This is a genomic window from Bradyrhizobium sp. KZN70725, assembly GCF_055264925.1.
In genome coordinates this window covers 1-21044 of record NZ_JBUYWT010000083.1, presented here as the reverse complement: position 1 = coordinate 21044, position 21044 = coordinate 1, and the positions used below count along the sequence as shown (strand labels likewise).

Annotated in this window: 18 protein-coding genes and 2 pseudogenes; 8 read left to right on the top strand and 12 right to left on the bottom strand. The window is 59.7% G+C overall.

Annotated features, from left to right (window positions below; translation table 11 throughout):
- Positions 1-1832, bottom strand: a pseudogene (locus ACZBJS_RS38975) (hypothetical protein); the annotation flags it as partial.
- Positions 1833-2236: 404 nt separating this feature from the next.
- Between ACZBJS_RS38975 and ACZBJS_RS38970 the strand changes: the two are divergent.
- Positions 2237-2823: pseudogene (locus tag ACZBJS_RS38970) on the top strand (IS66 family transposase).
- Here the strand turns inward: ACZBJS_RS38970 and ccoS are convergent.
- The 11 genes from ccoS to ACZBJS_RS38915 all read right to left on the bottom strand — a co-directional run bounded on the left by ccoS (position 2820) and on the right by ACZBJS_RS38915 (position 12487).
- Positions 2820-3041 (bottom strand): cbb3-type cytochrome oxidase assembly protein CcoS, encoded by a 222-nt coding sequence (ccoS, locus tag ACZBJS_RS38965; protein WP_229158211.1) that lies wholly within the window; start codon positions 3039-3041, stop codon positions 2820-2822. The pseudogene ACZBJS_RS38970 and the gene ccoS overlap by 4 nt on opposite strands.
- On the bottom strand, positions 3041-5227 hold the full coding sequence (locus tag ACZBJS_RS38960) for a heavy metal translocating P-type ATPase (RefSeq protein ID WP_463440054.1): 2187 nt from the start codon (positions 5225-5227) through the stop codon (positions 3041-3043). The genes ccoS and ACZBJS_RS38960 overlap by 1 nt, the downstream gene beginning before the upstream one ends.
- Positions 5228-5239: 12 nt before the next feature.
- Positions 5240-5740, bottom strand: a complete 501-nt coding sequence (locus tag ACZBJS_RS38955; RefSeq protein WP_463440053.1) for a FixH family protein — start codon at positions 5738-5740, stop codon at positions 5240-5242.
- Between the two features lie 23 nt (positions 5741-5763).
- Positions 5764-7233, bottom strand: coding sequence for a cytochrome c oxidase accessory protein CcoG (gene ccoG / locus ACZBJS_RS38950; RefSeq protein ID WP_229158205.1), 1470 nt, complete (start codon positions 7231-7233; stop codon positions 5764-5766).
- Positions 7234-7309: 76 nt separating this feature from the next.
- Positions 7310-8182: a cytochrome-c oxidase, cbb3-type subunit III gene (gene ccoP / locus ACZBJS_RS38945; protein ID WP_463440052.1), complete on the bottom strand. Its 873-nt coding sequence runs from the start codon at positions 8180-8182 to the stop codon at positions 7310-7312.
- A gap of 6 nt (positions 8183-8188) precedes the next feature.
- The gene (locus ACZBJS_RS38940) at positions 8189-8353 is read right to left on the bottom strand and encodes a cbb3-type cytochrome c oxidase subunit 3 (RefSeq protein WP_229158203.1); all 165 of its coding nucleotides are present in this window, start codon (positions 8351-8353) and stop codon (positions 8189-8191) included.
- 11 nt (positions 8354-8364) lie between these two features.
- On the bottom strand, positions 8365-9099 hold the full coding sequence (gene ccoO / locus ACZBJS_RS38935) for a cytochrome-c oxidase, cbb3-type subunit II (RefSeq protein ID WP_463440051.1): 735 nt from the start codon (positions 9097-9099) through the stop codon (positions 8365-8367).
- Between the two features lie 8 nt (positions 9100-9107).
- The gene (ccoN, locus tag ACZBJS_RS38930) at positions 9108-10760 is read right to left on the bottom strand and encodes a cytochrome-c oxidase, cbb3-type subunit I (RefSeq protein ID WP_463440050.1); all 1653 of its coding nucleotides are present in this window, start codon (positions 10758-10760) and stop codon (positions 9108-9110) included.
- Positions 10761-10829: 69 nt separating this feature from the next.
- Complete coding sequence (locus ACZBJS_RS38925; protein WP_229158198.1) at positions 10830-11168, bottom strand: hypothetical protein; 339 nt, start codon at positions 11166-11168, stop codon at positions 10830-10832.
- A 419-nt stretch (positions 11169-11587) separates the two neighbouring features.
- A complete protein-coding gene (locus ACZBJS_RS38920; protein ID WP_229158196.1) occupies positions 11588-11815 on the bottom strand; it encodes a hypothetical protein in 228 nt (75 codons plus the stop codon).
- 456 nt (positions 11816-12271) lie between these two features.
- Positions 12272-12487, bottom strand: coding sequence for a hypothetical protein (locus ACZBJS_RS38915; RefSeq protein WP_229158195.1), 216 nt, complete (start codon positions 12485-12487; stop codon positions 12272-12274).
- A gap of 1036 nt (positions 12488-13523) precedes the next feature.
- Between ACZBJS_RS38915 and ACZBJS_RS38910 the strand changes: the two genes are divergently transcribed.
- From ACZBJS_RS38910 to hemN, 7 genes are all read left to right on the top strand, one after another.
- Positions 13524-13706, top strand: a complete 183-nt coding sequence (locus tag ACZBJS_RS38910; RefSeq protein WP_463440049.1) for a hypothetical protein — start codon at positions 13524-13526, stop codon at positions 13704-13706.
- A gap of 111 nt (positions 13707-13817) precedes the next feature.
- Positions 13818-15248, top strand: a complete 1431-nt coding sequence (locus ACZBJS_RS38905) for a PAS domain S-box protein (protein WP_229158191.1) — start codon at positions 13818-13820, stop codon at positions 15246-15248.
- Positions 15245-15850, top strand: coding sequence for a response regulator FixJ (gene fixJ / locus ACZBJS_RS38900; protein WP_463440048.1), 606 nt, complete (start codon positions 15245-15247; stop codon positions 15848-15850). Before ACZBJS_RS38905 ends, fixJ begins: the two co-directional genes overlap by 4 nt.
- Before the next feature lie 223 nt (positions 15851-16073).
- Positions 16074-16904 (top strand): universal stress protein, encoded by an 831-nt coding sequence (locus tag ACZBJS_RS38895; protein WP_229158187.1) that lies wholly within the window; start codon positions 16074-16076, stop codon positions 16902-16904.
- A 691-nt stretch (positions 16905-17595) separates the two neighbouring features.
- Complete coding sequence (locus ACZBJS_RS38890) at positions 17596-18189, top strand: helix-turn-helix domain-containing protein (protein ID WP_229158186.1); 594 nt, start codon at positions 17596-17598, stop codon at positions 18187-18189.
- A gap of 151 nt (positions 18190-18340) precedes the next feature.
- Positions 18341-18970 (top strand): hemerythrin domain-containing protein, encoded by a 630-nt coding sequence (locus ACZBJS_RS38885; protein WP_229158184.1) that lies wholly within the window; start codon positions 18341-18343, stop codon positions 18968-18970.
- A 472-nt stretch (positions 18971-19442) separates the two neighbouring features.
- Positions 19443-20795, top strand: a complete 1353-nt coding sequence (gene hemN / locus ACZBJS_RS38880) for an oxygen-independent coproporphyrinogen III oxidase (protein WP_229158183.1) — start codon at positions 19443-19445, stop codon at positions 20793-20795.
- The last annotated feature ends 249 nt before the right edge of the window (positions 20796-21044 follow it).

Genomic DNA, 21044 nt, shown 5'->3' with positions numbered 1-21044 from the left:
AGCATCTGCTGCGGCGTGTACGGCAGATCAACGAAAGACTGAAGACCGCGGAAGGTGTCTGGCGACTGAGCTGGCGCGTCCGATGGTCCGGTGAAGAGCGGCGGTTTGGCGGCAGCCCCACCCACCGGCGCTGACTGAGCATCGTCAAGCATCTGCTGCGGCGTGTACGGCAGATCAACGAAAGACTGAAGACCGCGGAAGGTGTCTGGCGACTGAGCTGGCGCGTCCGATGGTCCGGTGAAGAGCGGCGGTTTGGCGGCAGCCCCACCCACCGGCGCTGACTGAGCATCGTCAAGCATCTGCTGCGGCGTGTACGGCAGATCAACGAAAGACTGAAGACCGCGGAAAGTGTCTGGCGACTGAGCTGGCGCGTCCGATGGTCCGGTGAAGAGCGGCGGTCTGCCGACAGCCCCACCCACCGGCGCTGACTGAGCATCGTCGCGCATCTGCTGCGGCGTGTACGGCAGATCAACGAAAGACTGAAGACCGCGGAAGGTGTCTGGCGACTGAGCTGGCGCGTCCGATGGTCCGGTGAAGAGCGGCGGTCTGGCGGCAGCCCTACCCACCGGCGCTGACTGAGCATCGTCTCTCACTTCCTGCGAGGTGTACGGCAGGTCAACGAAAGAGCCGAGACCTCGGTAGATCGCCGACGACCCCTCTGGTACCGCTTCCGGCGTCGGCCACTCAAAATCCAGCGGCAGGTGCGGCGACCACGTTGAGCTCGACTCGTCACGCCTCGGCTCTCCACCCGCCTGCTCAGGGGAGACGCCCAGCGCAGCGTTCGCCTCGACGAGCCTTAGGTAGCTCCGAAGACGATCGAAGCCCATGTCAGCGTTTCGACTGGCTTTTTTAAAGTCCGTGTGATCGTCGTTCAACGACTTTTGCTGCTCACTGGTGCCGGTGAGCCGGCTCACTATGCTCCCTCGCCCATTCCTTTGGAGCCAAGCACCGAATCTTCGTTGGTTGCCGGCCAGATCTTGAACAACTTTTCTCCGGCTAGTATCCTCGGATTTGAGCAGGCTCAGCTCTGCCTTTTCCAGGCTATCAATGATGCGGGCGTCATCGGGATAAAGATGCAATGTGGGCGACGGGACAGCATGACCGCGGGGTTTCCGAGACACACCCACTCCGGAAACGTGGTCGGCATCGCCGACCTTGCCTAACGCGAACAATAGATGCTCGTCCTTCGGGAACAACTTCTGAGCAAATTCAATGCGCGCAGCGTGGTCTAGCCCGGCTATCGAGTAGCCCGCAGATTTAAGGGCGTTAGAAAATCTGCGAAGACTACGATCATGACGAGCAGCGCTGCCGGACGTCATGCCGCTGGCATTAAGCCGCTCTGAGAGGGGCGCGTCTTCCGCTGAGGGGATCGTGCGCGGCCGCCCGCCAGAAGCTACATAGCTTGGATCATAATACGAACGAAGGATATTCAACCCCTTCTTCATGTCTTCGTCCTTTGGGAAGTAAGTCTTGACGTGACGGACCAAGGACTCGTGGTCCCCCAGAACAATCGTTTGGCGATGAGCGCCAAGATGATTTCCAAGTCGGCGAAGCGCCTGAGTATAGCGCTTAACCGTCTTCACGTTTGGGCTCTTCTGATCCGCATATTGGGCAATCGCCTTATCGATAATGTCCCGATGTTCTGCAGAGAGATGGGGATGGTGGTTGCGGCCGCCACCAGAGACAGGACCCGGATCGGGTGGGCGCGCCTCGGCCAAGTGCTGCTCAAAGCCCGCTTGCGCGGCATGGCCGCCCTGGTGCTCTTCCAAGACGGCGTGCTGCACCTGGGACCAAGCTGCTACATTGGATGGATCGGACTTGTACGGGTCCACGCTAGCCTCACGTCCAAGAAATCAATTGAGCTGATCCTATCTGGATAGGCTTTCCAGAAGCTGACGAGGCCGTCGCTTGTGGAACAAGGCATCCCCCCATCCGCAAAATGAAACTGCCCCCGCGGCTCTCAATCGTCGCAGGTTTCATGGGGTTCAGGACCTACCTTTCTCGCGGCCAATGAAGCTTCCGGCGACATGGGAGCCGAGGACTCGTCATTGCTCTGGTTGCAAAGCGGCAGCGCCGCAAGTGCACGCATGGGTGCCAAGCCACAGTTGATCCGGATCGTTCTCGCAAATCCGCGACGAGGCTTCCGCGATTCGCTCCTCCTTCATTCGCTCTCTCATCGGCTATTCACGGAGAGGGTAATCCTCGTGACGACGAAGGGCGCATTGCCTCCCTAAAAATGTTACCGGACAACTTCCCTGCCGTGCCGTATCTCGAAGCCGGTTATCCTCGCATGAATCTGATTGAGACGTTCATTGGCAAGCTGATAAAAATTGCACAGCGCATCGATCGGGGCGAGATAAGTAAAGTGCAGGGATTGAGCGAAGACAAGAAAGCGAAAGAGGATTGGCACGCGGCCGAGCGATTGTTGGAGCGCGCGCGGCCCTCCGAGGTCCTGAATCCCATGAAATACATGCTCAGGCGCTGGGACGACTTCGTCCGCTTCCTCGACGATGGCAGGATCTGCTTGACCAATAATCGTGCTGAGCGTGCATTGAGAGGCATCGTTTTGGGCAGGTGGAACGGGAGCTTCACCGGCAGCCAGCGCGGCGCCAACCGGGCCGCCATCATGTTGACGATGATCACGACCTGTCGCCTCAACGAGGTAAACTCCACGGCTTGGCTCGCCGACGTCCTCGCCCCCATATCGCCGACCTTCTCGCATCGCGTCTGCACGAATTGCCCTGCTCAACAAGTTGTCGCTGCCTGTCTTTGCGACCGCGCGTCTCTCACTTGCGCCACGGGCCACCGGAACGGCCGAGCTAGCGCTCTCCTGCACAGCGCTGACCACCACTTCCGCAATCACGCTTGCTCATCTGCACTATTTGGACCGGCGCCTCCTCGGGCTCGTCATCGGCGATGGCACGCCAGGCCGCGCCATCGAGATCGTCATACTGACCACTGTTCAGCGACCACAGAAAGCCGAGCAGGCCAACGAAGCCCAGTGCAAGAGCGACTGGAACCAGATAGAGCAGAACCTCCATCAGACTGCCTCGCCCCTTCGCGCCCGCAGCGCATTGAGCATGACCAGCACGGACGAACCTGACATCGCGGCGGCGGCAATCAGCGGCGTCACCAGGCCGGCGATCGCAACCGGCACCGCCAGGACATTGTAGACCACAGCGAGCCAAAGGTTCTGCCGCATCAGCCGCAGCGCCTTGCGCGAGGTCATAACCGCCGTCATCACGGGCCGAAGACGCTCACCGAGGAAGACCGCATCAGCGACCGCCTGGCTCATATGAGTGGCCGAAACAGGCGACATCGAGGCATGAGCCGTTGCCAGCGCGGGCGCGTCGTTCAAGCCATCGCCGACCATCAGCACCTTGTATCCCTCGTCCGTCAGGCTTTCGACCCGGGCGACCTTATCCGTCGGCGAGACGCCGGCGCGCCAATTTTGAATGCCGAGCGTCGCGGCCGTGCGCCGAACTGCCGGCTCGCGATCTCCCGACACGATCTCTACCGCGACCCCAAGGCTCGCGAGGCCCGCGACGACCTCGGGCGCGTCTGGCCGCATGCGTTGGCGGACGGCGAAGACGTGCTTGCTGTCGCCGTGGCTAAAGGCGACGATAGAAGCCTCTGGATCACGGCAAAGAGTCTCGTCGGCGAGGCTGTCAGCGCCGCAGAAGGACGGGCGGCCGAGCCGGATCTCCGAGCCTTGATAGTAACCCCTGACACCCTGCCCCGGCTCCTCTTCGATATCGGCCAGCGGCTCGCTTGCGCCAGCAGCTCGCGCCACGGCCGCGGCGACCGGATGGCGGCTCGACAATGCAAGCCGGCCCGCCAATTTGACGACATCGTCGGGAACGCTGGCGAGATTGGCGACATCGAGCTCCGGCAAGGTCAGCGTTCCGGTCTTGTCGAAGACCACCCGGTTCACTTCGGCCATGCGCTCAATCGCATCCCCGGCGTTGAGCAGCACGCCGGACCGGAACAGCACGCCGGACGCCACCGTCTGCACCGCCGGTATAGCCAGACCCAGCGCGCAAGGGCAGGTGATGATCAAGACCGCGATCGCCGTGACGATCGCATCATGGAAGGTTGCGCCAGAGGCAAGCCAACCGAGCATCGTCAGGAAGGCAGTTGCATGGACGATCGGTGCATAGAGCCGCGAAGCGCGCTCGGCCAGGCGCAGATAGCGCGAGCGCGCCTGCAGGGCATGATCAAGTAGCCGAGAAATCTCGGCGAGCAGCGTGTCCTGCGAGGCCGCCAACGCGCGAACGCGCAAGGTACCCGATCGCACCAATGTACCGGCGAACACTGCGCTGCCGGGCGCCACGAGCGCGGGCAAGGTCTCACCCGTAATGAGGCTTCGATCGACCTCGGAGCGGCCGTCGATCACGTCGCCATCGACGGTACAGCATTCGCCGGGTCGCACCAGCACGACGTCCCCTGGTTTGATCGTTGATGCCGGAACGGTTCTGATGTCCGTCGGGCTTATGAACTTCGCGGCGGTCTCCGCCTTGAGCGCGGCAAGATTGCCGGCGAAGGCGCGGGTGCGCCGCCTCACGTTCTGGTCGAGATAACGGCCTGCGAGTAGGAAGGCGATCAACATGATCGCCGCGTCAAAATATGCATGCTCGGCATGAGCGATGGTCTCGATCAGCGAAGTCGCCAACGCGAGCAAGACGCCGATGCTGATCGGCACGTCCATGTTGGCCCCGCGCGCCCGTAGCGCGGCAAAAGCTGAGGAGAGGAACGGCTGCGCCGAATAAGCCGCGGCGGGCAGCACGATCAGCGCGGAGATCCAGTGAAAGAAGTCGCGCTGCTCCGGCAGCATGTCCGAGACATTGCCGGACCATACCGGGATCGAGAGCATCATAACATTCATCGCGGCAAAAGCGGCCACGCCCAGCCGCCGCAGCAAGTCCCGCGCCCGCTCCGATTCCAGTGTCTCCGCATTGTCCCGCTGAAAGGGATATGCGCGATAGCCCAGTTCAGCGAGCCGCTTGATGAATAGCGCTGGATCGAGCGCGCCTGCTTTCCATTCCAGCGCCAGTCGGTTGTCGGTGAGATTCACGCGCACCGAGGTCACGTCCGGAATGCTCGATAGATTGCGCTCGATCTTGCCTATGCAGCCCGCGCAATTGATCCCTTCTACCGCGAGGTCGAGTTGGACGAAGCCTGTGCCTGTCCTCTTCAAATAGTGCGAAAAGTCGATGTCCGCCTGCATGCTCATGTGCCCTCAGTCCAAGACGATGCGGTTTTTCGACAAAAACATGCGGCGGCCGTCAGCGCCGCCTTCGATCACGAGATCCCACCGCCCGACAGCGACTGCCTCGGCGTCCCCTCGGTAGTTTCCGGCACTGCGCTCCGCCACATTGATCGCGCGATCGGCCCGGCGGTCCACCGGTCGCTCGAGCCGGGCCTCGAAATTCATTCCTACGAGAGGCGCGCCTGCGCGATCGCGCGCCTCGATCGCAAGCACCGCCCGGCCATCGGACTGCCGTTGGACGTGTACCTGCACCTGCCAGCTTCGCTCGTTCTGGTCCCGCGCCGCCAGGATCTCATGCTGATAGGCGAGGCTCGCGCTGTAGGCGCTGTCAACCTCAGTTCCCGGCAGCGTCATGATGGCAAAGCGCATCATGATCAAATTGGCGCCAATCACGACCGAAAAGAAAGTGAGTATGACGATCAGGACAAAGCGTCCGGTGATGGGCCGCGCGACTGGAGTTGATGCGGTCATTGGCAAGATCTCGTCAGTAATTCTCAGGGGAACACGAAGTGATCCGTTGCGGAGGCAACCTCACCGAGGCCAATGTCGGTGACTCGAAATGTCACCGGCATCGACCGTTCCGACATGTCGTCGGCCGGCGCGGTCACCAATAAGCGAAGTTCTGTCGTGGTGTCGCGAGCCAAGACAATCGTCGGTCGTTCCACGGTCACAGAATCTACGCCGACGACGTGGATGGACGTTTGGGGCGGCCCATCGATGTCGATGGCAATGACACGGTCGAAGGTGAGCTTGTTAAGCAAGCGCACCGTGTAGCCGTTGCGAATCGAACCATCGCTGAGCCTGACCGCCATCGGATTACGATCGTGCAGCACGTTGACGTCGAGCAGTGTTCTGGACAACAACCCATAAAGCATCATCGCACAGACGACCGAGATCAAAGACGCATATACGATCGTCCGCGGGCGTACCGGCTTGAAGACCTCCGGCTTGCCTTCCATGCGGCGCCTGATATTGATGTCGTTGTCGTAACCAATCAGGCGACCTGCACGCCCGATCTTCTTCATGACGGTATCGCAGGCGTCGATGCATAACCCGCACTGGATGCAGCCGAGCTGGGCGCCGTTGCGAATATCGACGCCGGTCGGACAGACCGCCGCGCATTGATTGCAATCGATGCAGTCTCCGATCTTTTCGCCCCGCGCGCGCAGATCGAATGACTTCTTCAACGAGCAGCGCTGTTCGCCGCGATCGTATTTGTAGGTGACATTGAGTGCCCACTCGTCGGTGAGCGCGGCCTGGATGCGCGGCCAGGGGCACATATACACGCAAACCTGTTCGCGCATGTAGCCGGCCAACAGGTACGTCGTAGCGGTCAGGATCCCGATCCAGATATAGGCGATCGCGGGCGCCTGGAATGTCGCCAGATCGCGCACCAATGTATGCGCGTCGGCGAAGTAGAGCACCCAGGCACCACCGGTCCACCAGGCGATCATCAACCAGACCGCGTGCTTTAGCACGCGCTTTGCCGCCCGCCCCACTGTCATCGGGCGTGCGGCGGCCCTCAGTCGGTCGCGACGATCGCCCTCGACCCAACGCTCTACGGCATAGAACAGATCGGTCCATGCCGTTTGCGGACAGAGATAGCCGCACCAAATACGTCCGCCCAGCGCGTTCATCAAGAATAGTGCCAGCGCGGCAAGCACGAGCAGCCCGGTGAAGTAGTAAAGCTCCTGCGGCCACAACTCGATGAAGAAAAAGTAGAACCGCCGGTTCGGGAAATCGAGCAACACCGCCTGGTCAGGAGCGCCTAAGCCACGACGCCAACGCACGAACGGCAGCAAATAGTAGATGCCCAGACACACCACCATCAGCCGCCATTTGATCGTGCGGAAAGTGCCGCAGACGCTCTGCGGATGGACCTTCCTATGAGCTGTATAGAGAGGCCCATCTTCACCGATCGGCGCGTCATCGCGCGGACCAGTCTCGTTCAGGGCTAGCTTCATGGCCGACCTTACATCTGGCACGGGTGACTGACCTAGAGCCTCGTCGATGGGCCGGTGGCTTCTCGGCTCATCTCGCCTATTGCCCACCACCGAGCGAGTGCACATAGACAGCAAGTGCCTTGATCGTGATGGGATCGAATCGCCCGCTCCAGGCCGGCATGATGCCCCCACGGCCATAGCTGATCGTCTCGATCAGCGTCTCCTCGTCCGAGCCGTACAACCAAATGTGGTCCGTCAGATTCGGCGCGCCGAGCTCATGGTTGCCTTTGGCGTTCTCGCCATGGCAGACCGCACAATTGTCGGCAAAGATCCTTGTGCCGGCCGCGGCATCGAAATTGGCGTCTATTGACAGGCCGGACAGCGATCGCACGTAATTCGCTACTGTGGCGATCTCATCTTTCCTGAGGATGCCGTCGCGACCGAAGGCCAGCATTTGCCCCTCATGGGCCTGGGCGTGCCCGGAACGTGCGCCGAACTGGATGGTCCGCTGGATCTGATCGAGCGATCCGCCCCACAACCAGTCATCGTCGTTTAGATTGGGATAACCCTTGGCACCTGTGCCGCCGCTGCCATGGCATGGCGCGCAATTGTCTGCGAACACCGTCTTGCCCCGGGCACGGGCCAGCGCCAGCAGGGCCGGATCCGTCTCGATCTCTGTCAGAGACGCTTTGCCGAGAACCGCCATTTTCTCGCCCCGCAGCTTCTCGAGCCCGGCAAGATCGCTGACGACACTCGCGCGGGTCGAATGTTGAAATACGCCGGTCGTGTAGCTGGAGAGGAGCGGCCAGGCCGGATAGACGACCCAATAACCGATCGCCCAAAGGATGGTGGCGTAGAAGGTCGAGATCCACCAACGCGGCAGCGGCGTGTTGAGCTCCTTTATGCCATCCCATTCGTGTCCCGTCGTGGAGCGGCCGGAGATCCGATCGAAGTCGTTGCGGTGAGTCATGGTCTGTCAATCTCGGCACAGCGGCATGCGCGCCGCAGAGTCAAAACGCCGCTTATTGCCGGGCCACAGCGCATAAACAACGACGGCCATGAAGATGCCGACAAACAACGGCGTCCAGAGGCTTACGACGAAGCTTGACGCCAGGTTCTCGATGGAAATGACGGCTTTCATCACAAGATCCTTCAGCGCAGATTGGCTTTTTCGTCGTAGAGCTTGAAATCGATCAACGTACCGAGCATCTGCAGATAGGCGATGAGCGCATCGAGTTCGGTCGGATTTCCAACGCTTCCGTCGAAATTGCGCGCAGCTGCCTTCGGATAGCGTTTCTGGAACGAGGCGAGGTCCGCGCTGTCAGGATCGAGCTGGGTCTTCAAGTCAGCGACCGCGTTCTTGATTTGATCTTCGGTATAGGGGACGCCGACCGCCCGGTTGGTGCGCAGATGTGCGGCCATGTCGGTCAGGTCGAGCTCGGTGTGCGCCAGCGTCGGGTATCCGGGCATGACCGACCGCGGGACGATGGCCCGCGGATTGGTCAGATGCGTGACGTGCCATTCATCGGAATATTTCGCGCCGACGCGTGCGAGGTCCGGGCCGGTACGCTTCGAGCCCCATTGAAACGGGTGATCATACATGCTCTCGGCGGCCAGCGAGTAATGTCCGTAGCGCTCGACCTCGTCACGCAATGGCCGGATCATCTGCGAGTGACACAGATAGCAGCCTTCGCGCACGTAGATGTTGCGGCCTGCAAGCTCAAGCGGGGTATATGGTCGTACGCCATCCACGGCCTCGATCGTACTTTTGAGGTAGAACAGCGGCGTGATCTCGACCAGCCCCCCGATCGCGATCACGGCAAGGATGCCTGCGATCAGGATGATCGAGTTCTTCTCAAAGACCTTGTGTCGGTTCCAAAGAGACATGCGATGACCTATTCCGCGACTTGGAGCGCTCCAGTGTCCTGGATTTGATCGGTTTGCTTTGCATTCACGGTCATCCAGAGATTGGCGGCCATGATCAGCGCTCCAATCAGGAACATTGCGCCTCCCGCGGCGCGGATGAGGTAGAAGGGATGCATAGCCTCGACCGACTCGATGAACGAGTATTCGAGGAACCCTAGCGAGGTATAGGCGCGCCACATCAGGCCTTGCAGGACACCAGACACCCACATCGCCGAGATGTAGAGCACGATCCCGATCGAGGCGATCCAGAAGTGCCAGTTGACGAGCTTGAGGCTGTACAGCTCGCGCTTCCAAAGCCAGGGAATCAGGCAATAGAGCGCACCGAACGATACAAATCCGACCCAGCCCAGCGCGCCGGAATGCACGTGGCCGACTGTCCAGTCGGTGTAATGGCTGAGCGAATTGACGACCTTGATTGCCATGGTCGGGCCCTCAAACGTCGACATGCCATAAAAGGCAACCGAGACCACGAGCATGCGGAGCACCGGGTCAGTGCGCAGCTTGTCCCACGCCCCCGAGAGCGTCATCAGGCCGTTGATCATGCCGCCCCATGAGGGCATCCACAGCATGATCGAGAACGTCATGCCCAGGGTCTGCGTCCAATCCGGCAGCGCGGTGTAATGTAGATGGTGAGGGCCGGCCCAGATGTAGAGGAAGATCAGCGCCCAGAAGTGGATGATCGAGAGGCGGTAGGAATAGACCGGGCGCTCGGCTCTCTTCGGAATGAAGTAGTACATGATGGCCAGAAAGCCGGCGGTCAGGAAGAAGCCGACCGCGTTGTGGCCGTACCACCACTGAAACATGGCGTCCTGCACACCGCCCCAGGCGATGTAGGATTTCGAACCGAACACGGAGACCGGTAATGCTGGATTGTTGCCGAGGTGGAGCACCGCAATGGTGACGATAAAAGCGAGATAGAACCAGTTGGCGACGAAAATGTGCGGCTCTTTCCTTTTCACCAATGTCGCCAGGAACACGATGAAATAAGTGACCCAGACGATGGTGAGCCAGAGATCGGCGTACCATTCGGGCTCGGCGTATTCCTTTGACTGGGTGGCGCCGAACAGATAGCCGGTGCCCGCGATCAGGATGAAAAAATTATAGCCGACTACCACGAACCACGGCGCAAGATCGCCGGCAAGGCGCGTGCGGCAGGTCTTCTGCACGACGTAGAAGGAGGTCGCGATAAGCACGTTTCCGCCGAACGCAAAGATCACGGCCGACGTATGCAGCGGGCGGAGTCGGCCGAAGCTCGTCCAAGGCAGATCGAAATTCAGTGCGGGCCAGGCAAGTTGCGAGGCGATAAAAACGCCGACCGAAAAGCCTGCGATACCCCAGAACATCGCCATCACTGAGGCGAATTTGATCGGAGCGAGATTGTAATTCGGCCTCCCCTTGATCTGCGCCGGCGGCAATTGTGCCGGGCGTTCGTAGTAGCGATTGAGGATAACGCTTGCGGCGGCCAGGCTGGCGGCGGACGAGATCAATGCGTGGAAGGTAAACGCAGGATCGTGCCCCATCGCTCCTGCGAAATAGCAAACATAGGCAGAAACGGCGAATACCGACATCAGGCCTGCTTCGCCCATGGTCATGGATTTCGAGGTGGCGGATGGGCTTGTCATGTCTTGGCCTCTTTGAAAGCGGGCTTGCCAGGAGATCACATTTTCGGGGGACGGGACGATCGAGCGCGATCAATCGCCAAAACGCCGCGGAGCGCTGCCGATATCAGGCACGAGCGCGCGCAGAGTATGTTCGTTGGGGCAGCCTTTGAGGGGATTTACAGGCCTATGCCGCTTGAGGTCGGCCGCGCAGCGGATCTTGGTCTGACACAGGCCGCATACCCGCTGCAAATCGCGCAACACGTCTCCATGGCGGGCGGCCAGCACATTCTCGGAAAAGCCGGCAAGTGCGAGGCGCTTGCTTAAGAGTTCAGGAGAGCCGGGATTTTGCGCCATCTTTCGAAAGTCGGACGTGGACAGATTAAGTTCACGTGCGATCGCGTCGATGTCCTGCGCGCTCAAATAGGCCAATTCGGCTGTCCGGGACAGCTTCGCTCGTAACCGGGTGAGCAGATTCTTGAACCCCCAAGGGCGACGGACATATCCAGATTGGCTAACCATGTGTCATACCCCTCAAAGCAGCCATAGCTGCCGGCGGCAGACTTGTTTTTGACATCCATCAAATAAGGCCCGTCTGTGGGAGAAAATCGTCGATCCGGATCGCCCCTGCCGGACGACGATGCGCTGCGAGCCCGCAGAACCGCAGACCGGCAAATGTCGGGCGAGCTCTACGAGGGTGTCGCGAACAAGAGGGCCGCCTGCTCAATTGGCGGCAGCATCGCGAGCTGTTCTCTCGATCGACGCTCGCGAAGACGTTTTGTAAATCTCGGCCTGGATTGGCGGAGTGTCTCTACGATCAAAATTCGTGGACTTCCCTAGCCGAGTTCAGGCTAACCACCCCATGCCGGGGGCAACGCAGGCGGGGTTCGAAGCTCCATCGCATCGGCGAAGATGGTCCAATCACGGACACCTTTTTGCTTGCAGAAATCGGTTTCTGCCTGCTGTGCAGCAGCACTCAGCGAGGCTGCATGTACCCGGAACGCTGCCTGACAGGCACGATGCTCGTGACCGGTATCGTCACAAACGGTCTTGATGAACCGAACGTTAAATGAAGGCATGATACCCTATTCCTGTGCGTTTGCTTATCTTGCATTCTGCCAGCCGCGCCAGGCGAGTGTTTGATTTGTCTCAAACCCAAAAAGATTCTCGCTCCATCGAGATAAGGGTGAGACTTGGGCAGGTGATGCGAGTGCTCTTTCCCGAAGAAGCTGCAGATCACCAAGCGTCCGGGCTTGGCGGATCACATCTGGTTGAGGTGGCTCAGGAACAGCAGCTTCGTCTTCCCGGTCCTTTGAGAACTTTCTGGATCAGCGTCTCAACTTTGCCGGACGCACGCGATTGGGAGCAGATAGCGATTGTCGATCAATCCCAACTTCGATCGCCGGCGATGTGGAAGCTTGTGACGCCGCGAACCTTGCACGGTGCTTGGTCGTCTCACAAGGCATTCCCGACAGCTCCGCCTGATTACGAGGCAGCGGGCAAAGGCATTTCCGACCGGCACCGGCGGCCGAGGACTACCGGCGACGAGAACTGCCCGCACGTGAGCAAATGAGGCGAACCGGCTTCATCTCGCTCGTGATGGTCCACCCTGCCGCCGCGACGGCAAAGCCGATGATCAGGCTGGCCGCAGCCAAGGTTTCGATAAGCCCAAGGTTAAAGACTTCGGCGCCATAGCCGATGGCTACGATCAGCGCGGGCAAGACCAACGACAATGTGAGGCGAGCAATCAACTTAGCATCTCCTTTGCGACTCTCGCAGCTCAATGGCACGCGCTGTCATGATGCAATGCCCGTACGCTGCGCAGCCTCAGCATTCGCACATTGCGCGTCCGACATTTTTGATTTCCATCAAACCCGCTACACGCTGGCGTGTCGCGTGGATCGATGCGCGGCCCTGCCGGATGAGCCGGTTTACTACGTGATACCGGCAACGCATTGGCATTGGCTACTCGTCCTCGCCCCCGTTCTAGACGCGGATCAGTTTTTTTGACCTGCATCAATACGGCGGTGGCGGCTTGCGGATAGAAACGACTTTCCAGTCAAGCTCAGATACATGGCAGATAGAAAGACTTGACGCCCCATCATCTTTTCGTATCCAAATACCGGCGACTCGGCTCACGAACTGCTGCCGGACGCATCCGAGCGAGCTGCACCCGGTCACCTACGCCGCGTGTGATGCTGGCCACTTCATCGACCCGCGGATCGGCGCGATGGTCGGGCCGAGCGCAGCTGGCCCATCTGAATGCCATCAAGCGAATTCCGGCGTCATACCATTCCCGCACGGACACGCCGCCTGGCTCGCAAGAGCGCGTTCGACGGCATCAAGACTCCACGCCCCACGGTCACTTCGTGGAACGGGGAAACTTCCGACCGACAAAGGATGTTCGACATGACAGACCACGGCGACAATTGTCCCGCCGCGGGCACACTTGCGGGAACGGCAGTCCACTCCAGCTGCTGTACAACGGTCATCAATACCAGCCGACGCTGGCTTAAACTGGTCCGGTTCGACTCGACCGGATCCCGGGAACTGCTTCGCAGCCTTTATACTTCGGTCGGGCGATCGGAACACGTCCCAGCACGACAGGATCGGCTGCGCCCCAAAGCATCCGGACCGCAACTGGCGTGATCGAGACCATGCGCCGCTTAGGCGAGATCAGGCTGTGCTGTTGGCGCAGCGACCGAGCGATCTCTCCCGTAGTACTCGAAAGGTTGCCTGATTTTGTCAGTCAACGGCGATGAACACCGTCCAGGATCTATTGGCAACTTGACCTGGGAGCGCATTGAAACGGCGCCCTTTGACCGGGAGCTGGAGATCGCGGTGATCGAGGGTAATATCATTCACCGGCTGGTCTTTCCTTGCCGCCGGATCTTCGGCGGCTGGATCAAGGCCACGACCGGAGAGCACGTCACTGTGCAGCCCACGCACTGGCGCATCTGGCCGAGATAGCGGCGGCCGCCCTGCACACAATTGGTAGTGCAACGAAAGGTGGCTGCATCCGGTCGCCTCACATAGACAAATTATGTACAGTCGATCGAATGAGAGGGTTTGCCGGGAAACATGTCCGACCACATCTGGTACCGCTACGGCACAGCCGCGGCGGCTGCCGCGCTGGCGCTCGTGCTTCGTGCGGCCCTGGATCCATATCTTCAGGACCGCACGTTCACGATCATCTACCTTCCAGTCATCGTTTTTGCCGCTTTCGCTGGCGGCCGCGGACCGGCCATCTTCGCTACGCTGCTCTGCCTTATCATCAGCGCGGCATGTCTTGGGAACAACCTCATCTCCGATTCCGCAAACATGATCGATATAGCCGGACTCGCGGTACTTGGGCCCCTGCTCGGCTTCGTGGGCGATCGGCTGCGGCGAGAATCAAAGCAGGCGCGGCACCGGCAAGCCCATCTGCAGTCGATCCTGGACACTGTCCCGGAAGCCATGATCGTGATTGACGAGAAGGGACTCATTCGCTCGTTCAGCGCCGCGGCAGTGCGTTTATTCGGTTGGTCTCCGGACGAAGTGGTCGGAGCGAATGTATCCAGGTTGATGCCGCAGCCCTACCGCGCCGAGCATGACAGCTACATTGAACGCTATCTGGCTACCGGAGAGCGGCGCATTGTCGGCATCGGCCGTATCGTGGTCGGCGAGCGAAGCGACGGCTCGACCTTTCCGATGGAGCTTGCCGTCGGCGAGGCCAAAGTGCGCGGCGAACGATTCTTTACCGGTTTCATCCGAGACCTCACCGAACGGCGAGCGCAGGAACGGCGATTGCAGGAACTGCAATCTGAGCTCGTGCACGTCTCGCGGTTGACCGCCATGGGTGAGATGGCCTCGTCTATTGCCCACGAGATCAACCAGCCGCTCTCCGCAATCACAAATTACATGCGCGGCGCTAAGACGCTGCTGGCGTCAGACAAGCCGGACGCCAACCGTATTGGTGATGCCATCGAACATGCCACCCAGCAAGCTCTGCGCGCCGGCGAAATCATCAAGCGCCTGCGGGAATTCGTTGCCAAAGGCGAGACGGAGCACACAATGGAGAATCCACTCACCATGCTTGAAGAGGCGGTCGCTCTGGCCTTGCTCGGCGCCAAGGATCAAGGCGTGCGGGTGACGATCCGCAGCGATCGCGATCTGCCATCGATGATCGTGGACAAGATCCAGATCCAGCAGGTCGCGCTGAACCTGATACGAAACGCGATCGAGGCGATGGCTTCCAGCCCGCGTCGCGAATTGACGGTCGGAGTTGCCAAAGTCGACGGCCTCGCCAGGTTTACCGTCGCCGATACGGGCTCTGGTATCAGCCCTGATGTCGCCAATCGCCTGTTCCAACCCTTTGTCACGACCAAAGAGCATGGCATGGGTGTGGGACTATCAATTTGCCGGACGATCATCGAGTCCCATGGCGGCCACATCGTCGTGGAAGCCAATCCTGGCGGCGGCACGGTGTTTCACTTTACCCTGCCATTTGCGGAGGCCAATGAGGAAGCATGACCATGCGGCGCATTCTTGTGATCGACGATGACGCCGCGATGCGGGACTCGCTCGCGTTTCTGCTTGATGTTAGAGGTTTCTGCGTGGCAACCTATGAGACGGCGAGCGGCTTTCTCAGTGACGCCGCGAGTGGTCCGGTTGACTGCATTGTGTCGGACATCCGCATGCCGGGCATGAGCGGCCTGGAACTGGTCCGCAAACTGAAGGCGGATCGCGTCGACTGTCCCGTCATCCTTATAACTGGTCATGGCGACGTAACGCTGGCAGTCGAAGCGATGAAAGCGGGTGCGGTCGACTTTATCGAGAAACCCTTCGAAGACGAGGTGCTATTGCGTGCGATCAATAGCGCCTTGGAAGCAAGGCCAACCGAGCCAGCGGACGATGCGGTGAAACTCCAGGCCGAAGCCCGCCTGGCAGAACTCTCGTCGCGCGAGCGTGATGTCCTGCAGGGACTACTGGCCGGCAAGATCAACAAGGTGATCGCCCATGATCTTGGTATCAGCCCGAGAACGGTCGAGGTTTACCGGGCGAACGTCATGGCCAAGACCAATGTTCGCAGCATGTCCGAGTTGATGCGAATAGCCATCGCCGCCGGACTCTAGCAACATCGCAAGCGACCGAATGTCCTATTCAAGCATCAAGCTGTGTGCTCCGACCGGTCAGCAGATCGCACCGAGCAGGTCATGTTCCCGATGCGGAGGCACCTCAATCCTCTGCGGATTCTTGGCAGGCGTAGATTGTGCGTCAGCGGCGGCATGTGAAACGGATCAATTGTTGGCCCGGATTGTACTCCGAGGCAGCGGTCTTTGACTTCGGAGAACGACAGTGCTCGGGAACATACTGGTTCACCTTCCGACGGAGCTCCCGGCGCGGGCTGCAATCAACGGGTCGATTTCGTTTGCACTGAGTACCGGCGCGCATCTTGACGTTGTAGCCATCGGCTACGAGAGAACCATTATTCCGCTTCTTGCAATGGGCGTAACGGCAGTTACCGCTGTTTTCGACGTTGAGCAGACGCGTGCGTTGGAGCGGGCTGAAGCAGCACTTCATATCTTCGACATCCAGGCGCGGACTGCCGGCATTTCCTATACGAGTCGTGCGCTGAGCGCGATTCCAGCAGACGCGCGCCGCATCATCTGTGCAAGCGCGCGAGTCCACGACATGACCATCGTTACACAGCCTCAGAGCGGCTACGATAGTTACGACAATTTTATACCTAGGGAGATTCTTTTCCAGGCTGGCGGGCCAGTTCTGTACCTGCCGCCTACCTTCCACGGCGCCTTCTCGATCAGACGGGTAGGGATTTGCTGGGACGGCAGCCGCCGTGCGGCCCGTGCGTTGCACGACGCGACGCCACTTTTGTGTAAAGCCGATGCCCTCACCATCATCGCGACCACCGCTCCGGACAAGGTCCCGGCAGAGAGTTCCACCGCGCATCTGGGAGAGTATCTTGCAAAATCAGGACTTCCTGCGAGGGTCGTGTCACTTCCGACATCTCGGGCAGCGCGGCGCGCCCTCCTGTCGCTTGCGGCCGACGAGAGCCTCGACCTGCTGGTGATGGGAGGATACGGTTGCTCTCGGCTGCAGGAGAGGCTGCTCGGGACCGCGGGGCATATGCTTCGCGGGATCAACATCCCGGTCCTGATGTCACACTGAGGGCCAGACCGTACGGGCGGCATGTCGCCAGATCCGCGAGGATGCCATCAAAATGCTGTCGCGATCGGCATCCGACGATGCCCGAGCTCAACATGAGGCTAGACCACGATTTTCCTCCGGGTTCTAGGATTGCGGGAGTGCGGCAGAGCGGGCCGTTGAGCCAGGTCAATATGTCGCGCGAGACTAGCTCTATGATTCAGCTTCCAACTCGGACCACATGAAGTGACGACCGGGCCGTCGTCCACGTCGATGAGCCACGGCCGACCAGGATCAGAGTCATGATTTGCGAAGGCGACTTCCTGCGGCGGGCTGAAAGTGACGGTGGAGACAGCTCTTGGAACCCTCCACCGGTGCGGCCGTGCGCGTTCGATTGTTTCCGCGGCGGCCGGCCAGCATACAGCTTCCGATTCAAAGCTGGCCCAATTTGATTTGAGCGTGTTCGAGTAACAGGAGACCCGCGTCGCGCGTCGTTCAAGAGGAACTGATCATGAACTTACGTGTAAATACCTAGTGGCTTCTACTTAGGTAAAACATCTAGATTTCACAGTTTGTCAGGAGCGGCCAATCTGCGTCTCATCGACGTTCGCAAGCAAAGTCCGCCATGTACGCCCGGGCCGCCATCCTTACTGAGACCAACCGCCATCCACCCAACGTCTTGCGTGGGCAATCTGACAATCGTGGACCGCTTGGTATGATTGCGACACCGATGCGGTTCACACGCAATAGCGAGATTTACGGAGAGGACGAAGCAGCCGAATACCTTTATCAGGTGGTATCGGGTGCTGTGCGAACCTACAAGATTCTGGAAGACGGACGTCGTCAGATCGGCGCGTTTTATTTGCCCGGTGACATCTTTGGCTTTGAGGCTGAAGAAAGCCATATCTCTTCGGCCGAGGCGATCTGCGAGACGCACCTGCTGATGGTGAAGCGCACCGCTGTCATCTTTCGCGCCAGCCACGAGAGGGAACTCGCAAGGCAACTCTGGGACGCGATGGCGCTTGAGCTCCGCCGTTTCCAGGCGCATTCGATGCTCCTGATCAGCAGCGCAGAAGATCGGGTCATCGCGTTCCTGCTCGACATATCTCGGCGCACTACGAAGAGCGCGGCCATCGATCTGCCCATGTCACGGCAGGATGTTGCAGATTACCTTGGCTTGACCATCGAGACGGTATCGCGCACTTTCACTCAACTTGAGCAGAACGGCGCGATCGCCCTGCCGACCACTCGCCGCGTCGAGCTCAGCAAGAACACATTGTCCAACCGCCTTGCGCAGAACTCTGGCTAAGTGATTTGCGCCAGCTCCAGGCAGGGCGGCGCACTCCTTCTGTGCGCCGAGCAGTGCTGGAAAATACAGCGCAGAAGGACATCAAACTGCGGCTTGGGCGATCCGGGCACAAATCGCCGCTAGTTTACATTTTCCTCCATGGAGCACCGCAATGATCATCGGTCGCTTGCTTCGAGAGCATCGCAATATTGATCTGCTTTTGGTCGCCCTTCAACGCGAATTGGAGATTTTTGAGCAAGGACATCGTCCGGACTATGAGGTGATCCGCGCGATTATCAGCTATTTCGAGGTTTACCCTGAGGTGTATCATCATCCTCAAGAAGACTTGATCTTTTCCAAGCTCAAGAGGTGCGATCCGGATGCGGCCGCAATGGTCGGCGATCTCGCGCATGAGCATCAAGAAGTCATCGACCGCTTGCACCACTTCGCTCGCGCCATTGATGGCGTCTTGGCAGATCGTGAAGTCCTTCGGCAAGACGTCGGCAAGATCGTACGCGACTTTATAGTACGCGAGCGGCACCACATGATGTGGGAAGAACGAGATTTCTTCCCAGCCGCCGTTGCGGCTTTATCGGCTCAGGATTGGGCCGAAGTCGCTTCCGCCCTCACCGATCACGGAGATCCGCTATTCAGCGAGACAGCTGAAGCGGCTTCCGACGCGCTAAGAGCGCATATTCTACAATTGGAACAAGAAGCTGAGGCCGAACGGAGCGCACTTGCGTTTTCAAGCGCGTTGGCCGGCAACCCGCGACACGATGCGGAGAGAGATGGACCACATTGATCGCTGCCGCTTCGCCAGGGAATTGGACATCATTTCATGGGACTCGAAAGGAAGATCGCCTCGCCTGCCCTCAGGTTACGCACAGGCGATAGGCTTCTCCGCCTGACGATCGTTTGCTTCAACTGGAGGCGCAAGCGGCATGGCCGAACGTTTAAACGGTCTGATCCAAACATAATCGGATACCGCAAATCCCGGAACGTTCGCTCTGCACAGCAGAGCTGTCGGATGTCAATTTCGAGAAAGATCCGTTTGCTGCTTCGTTTCGTCTCGTTCTCGCTCTCATGGGAGGTGCATTGCCAAGGAGGCTCATTCCTGCCGTGCGACCGCTTCACACAATTCAAAGCATGATGTATGCGCCGCTGGCATGACCTACCGGCCAGCCCATCAGTAACCTGCGATATTTGAGGCAGCGCAAAGCTTACCATGCACCTGTCCGATAATCGGGCGCCCAGAGAGCGAGAGAGGCATCGCAATGCGACCGGACCTAGCACAATCCTACGGGCAGCACCGACTACCGCGCTACACCAGCTATCCGAGCGCCCCTCATTTCTCAGCATCAGTTCGGGAGTTCGACTATCAAGCTTGGCTCAAGTCTCTCGACGGCCAGCGGTCCGCCTCGATCTACGTGCACGTGCCATTTTGCCGAAGCATGTGTTGGTACTGCGGCTGCCATACATCTGTCACGAAACGCGACGATCCGATCGCGATCTATACGGCTGGATTGCGCACTGAAGCCTACCTCGTTGCAGAAGCCGTTGGCCAACGACAGCCAATCTCTCATATCCACTTCGGCGGTGGCACGCCGACGATCCTGACACCTGAAGCATTCGCCGACTTGGTCGGCTCGTTGCGTTATTCGTTCGCCCTCCTGCCTGATGCCGAGATCGCCGTGGAGATCGATCCCCGCATGTTGAGCAATCCGATGGCCGAAGCCCTGGGCTATAGCGGGGTCAACCGGGCAAGCCTTGGCGTGCAGAGCTTCGACCCGGTCGTCCAGCAGGCCATCAACCGCCCGCAGAGCTTCGAACAGACCGCAATTTCGGTCGAGCGGTTACGCCACGCCGGCATTTGCCGGATCAATTTCGACCTGTTGTATGGGCTGCCCGGGCAGACGGTCGATTCGTGCCTTGATACCGTCGGCAAATGCCTCGAATTGTATCCGGACCGGTTTTCGGCCTTTGGTTACGCGCACGTTCCGACCTTCAAAAAGCATCAACGCAAGATCGACGAATCCACTCTGCCCGACAGCGTCGAGCGCTATCTCCAATCCGAAATGGTAGCTCACACTTTGGTTGACGCTGGATACGTACGGGTCGGCATCGATCACTTCGCCCTGCCGCACGACAATCTCGCTGTGGCGGCGAAGCACGGCAGGTTGCGGCGCAATTTCCAGGGGTACACTGACGATTGCGCGGACGCCCTTATTGGTCTCGGTGCCAGCGCCATCGGCTGCCTGCAACAGGGGTTCGTCGCGAATGCCGTCTCGACCAGGGATTACCTCGCCCGCATCACCGAGGATCGGCTCGCGACGGCGAAGGGCTATTTACTGACTGATGATGATCGCTACCGGGCGGAGATCATCGAGCGGATTATGTGCGACATGACAATCGATCTGTCCGAGACGTCTCGCCGTCACGGCAGGGATCCGGAGTCGGCCGTTGTCGATCGGCCCAGACTCGACAGCCTTATCGCAGATGGCGTCGTCGTAGTTGACAATGGCCGGCTTTCACTGGCCGATGGCGCCGAGTTCCTCGTCCGGAGCGTCGCCTCGGCGTTCGATGCTCACCTTCCTCGGTGCGGGGCTACGCACAGTCTGGCGGTCTGATCCTCGAGGACAGGCGGGTTCGTCTGTCTAACGATCCCGCACTTCGGTCTTAACGAATGTATATACATGTCGTATGTACAACACGCTGACAGCCGATCGTAGATCGGATGGTGTCCGTGGGCTCGACTCGGCGCAGGACCTAGCAGGCCGTTGAAGAACTCAGCCGCGTTCGCAAACGAAGGCTGAATCGTCGCCATTGTGGATGTAGAAGTGGCCAACGAGCCTGCCCGCAGTGCCGATCATGGCCCA

Coding starts and splice junctions, on each gene's coding strand:
- ccoS (WP_229158211.1), bottom strand. CDS start 3,041: ATGGAGGTTCTGCTCTATCTGGTTCCAGTCGCTCTTGCACTGGGCTTC.
- ACZBJS_RS38960 (WP_463440054.1), bottom strand. CDS start 5,227: ATGCAGGCGGACATCGACTTTTCGCACTATTTGAAGAGGACAGGCACA.
- ACZBJS_RS38955 (WP_463440053.1), bottom strand. CDS start 5,740: ATGACCGCATCAACTCCAGTCGCGCGGCCCATCACCGGACGCTTTGTC.
- ccoG (WP_229158205.1), bottom strand. CDS start 7,233: ATGAAGCTAGCCCTGAACGAGACTGGTCCGCGCGATGACGCGCCGATC.
- ccoP (WP_463440052.1), bottom strand. CDS start 8,182: ATGACTCACCGCAACGACTTCGATCGGATCTCCGGCCGCTCCACGACG.
- ACZBJS_RS38940 (WP_229158203.1), bottom strand. CDS start 8,353: ATGAAAGCCGTCATTTCCATCGAGAACCTGGCGTCAAGCTTCGTCGTA.
- ccoO (WP_463440051.1), bottom strand. CDS start 9,099: ATGTCTCTTTGGAACCGACACAAGGTCTTTGAGAAGAACTCGATCATC.
- ccoN (WP_463440050.1), bottom strand. CDS start 10,760: ATGACAAGCCCATCCGCCACCTCGAAATCCATGACCATGGGCGAAGCA.
- ACZBJS_RS38920 (WP_229158196.1), bottom strand. CDS start 11,815: ATGCCTTCATTTAACGTTCGGTTCATCAAGACCGTTTGTGACGATACC.
- ACZBJS_RS38905 (WP_229158191.1), top strand. CDS start 13,818: ATGTCCGACCACATCTGGTACCGCTACGGCACAGCCGCGGCGGCTGCC.
- fixJ (WP_463440048.1), top strand. CDS start 15,245: ATGACCATGCGGCGCATTCTTGTGATCGACGATGACGCCGCGATGCGG.
- ACZBJS_RS38890 (WP_229158186.1), top strand. CDS start 17,596: ATGATTGCGACACCGATGCGGTTCACACGCAATAGCGAGATTTACGGA.
- ACZBJS_RS38885 (WP_229158184.1), top strand. CDS start 18,341: ATGATCATCGGTCGCTTGCTTCGAGAGCATCGCAATATTGATCTGCTT.
- hemN (WP_229158183.1), top strand. CDS start 19,443: ATGCGACCGGACCTAGCACAATCCTACGGGCAGCACCGACTACCGCGC.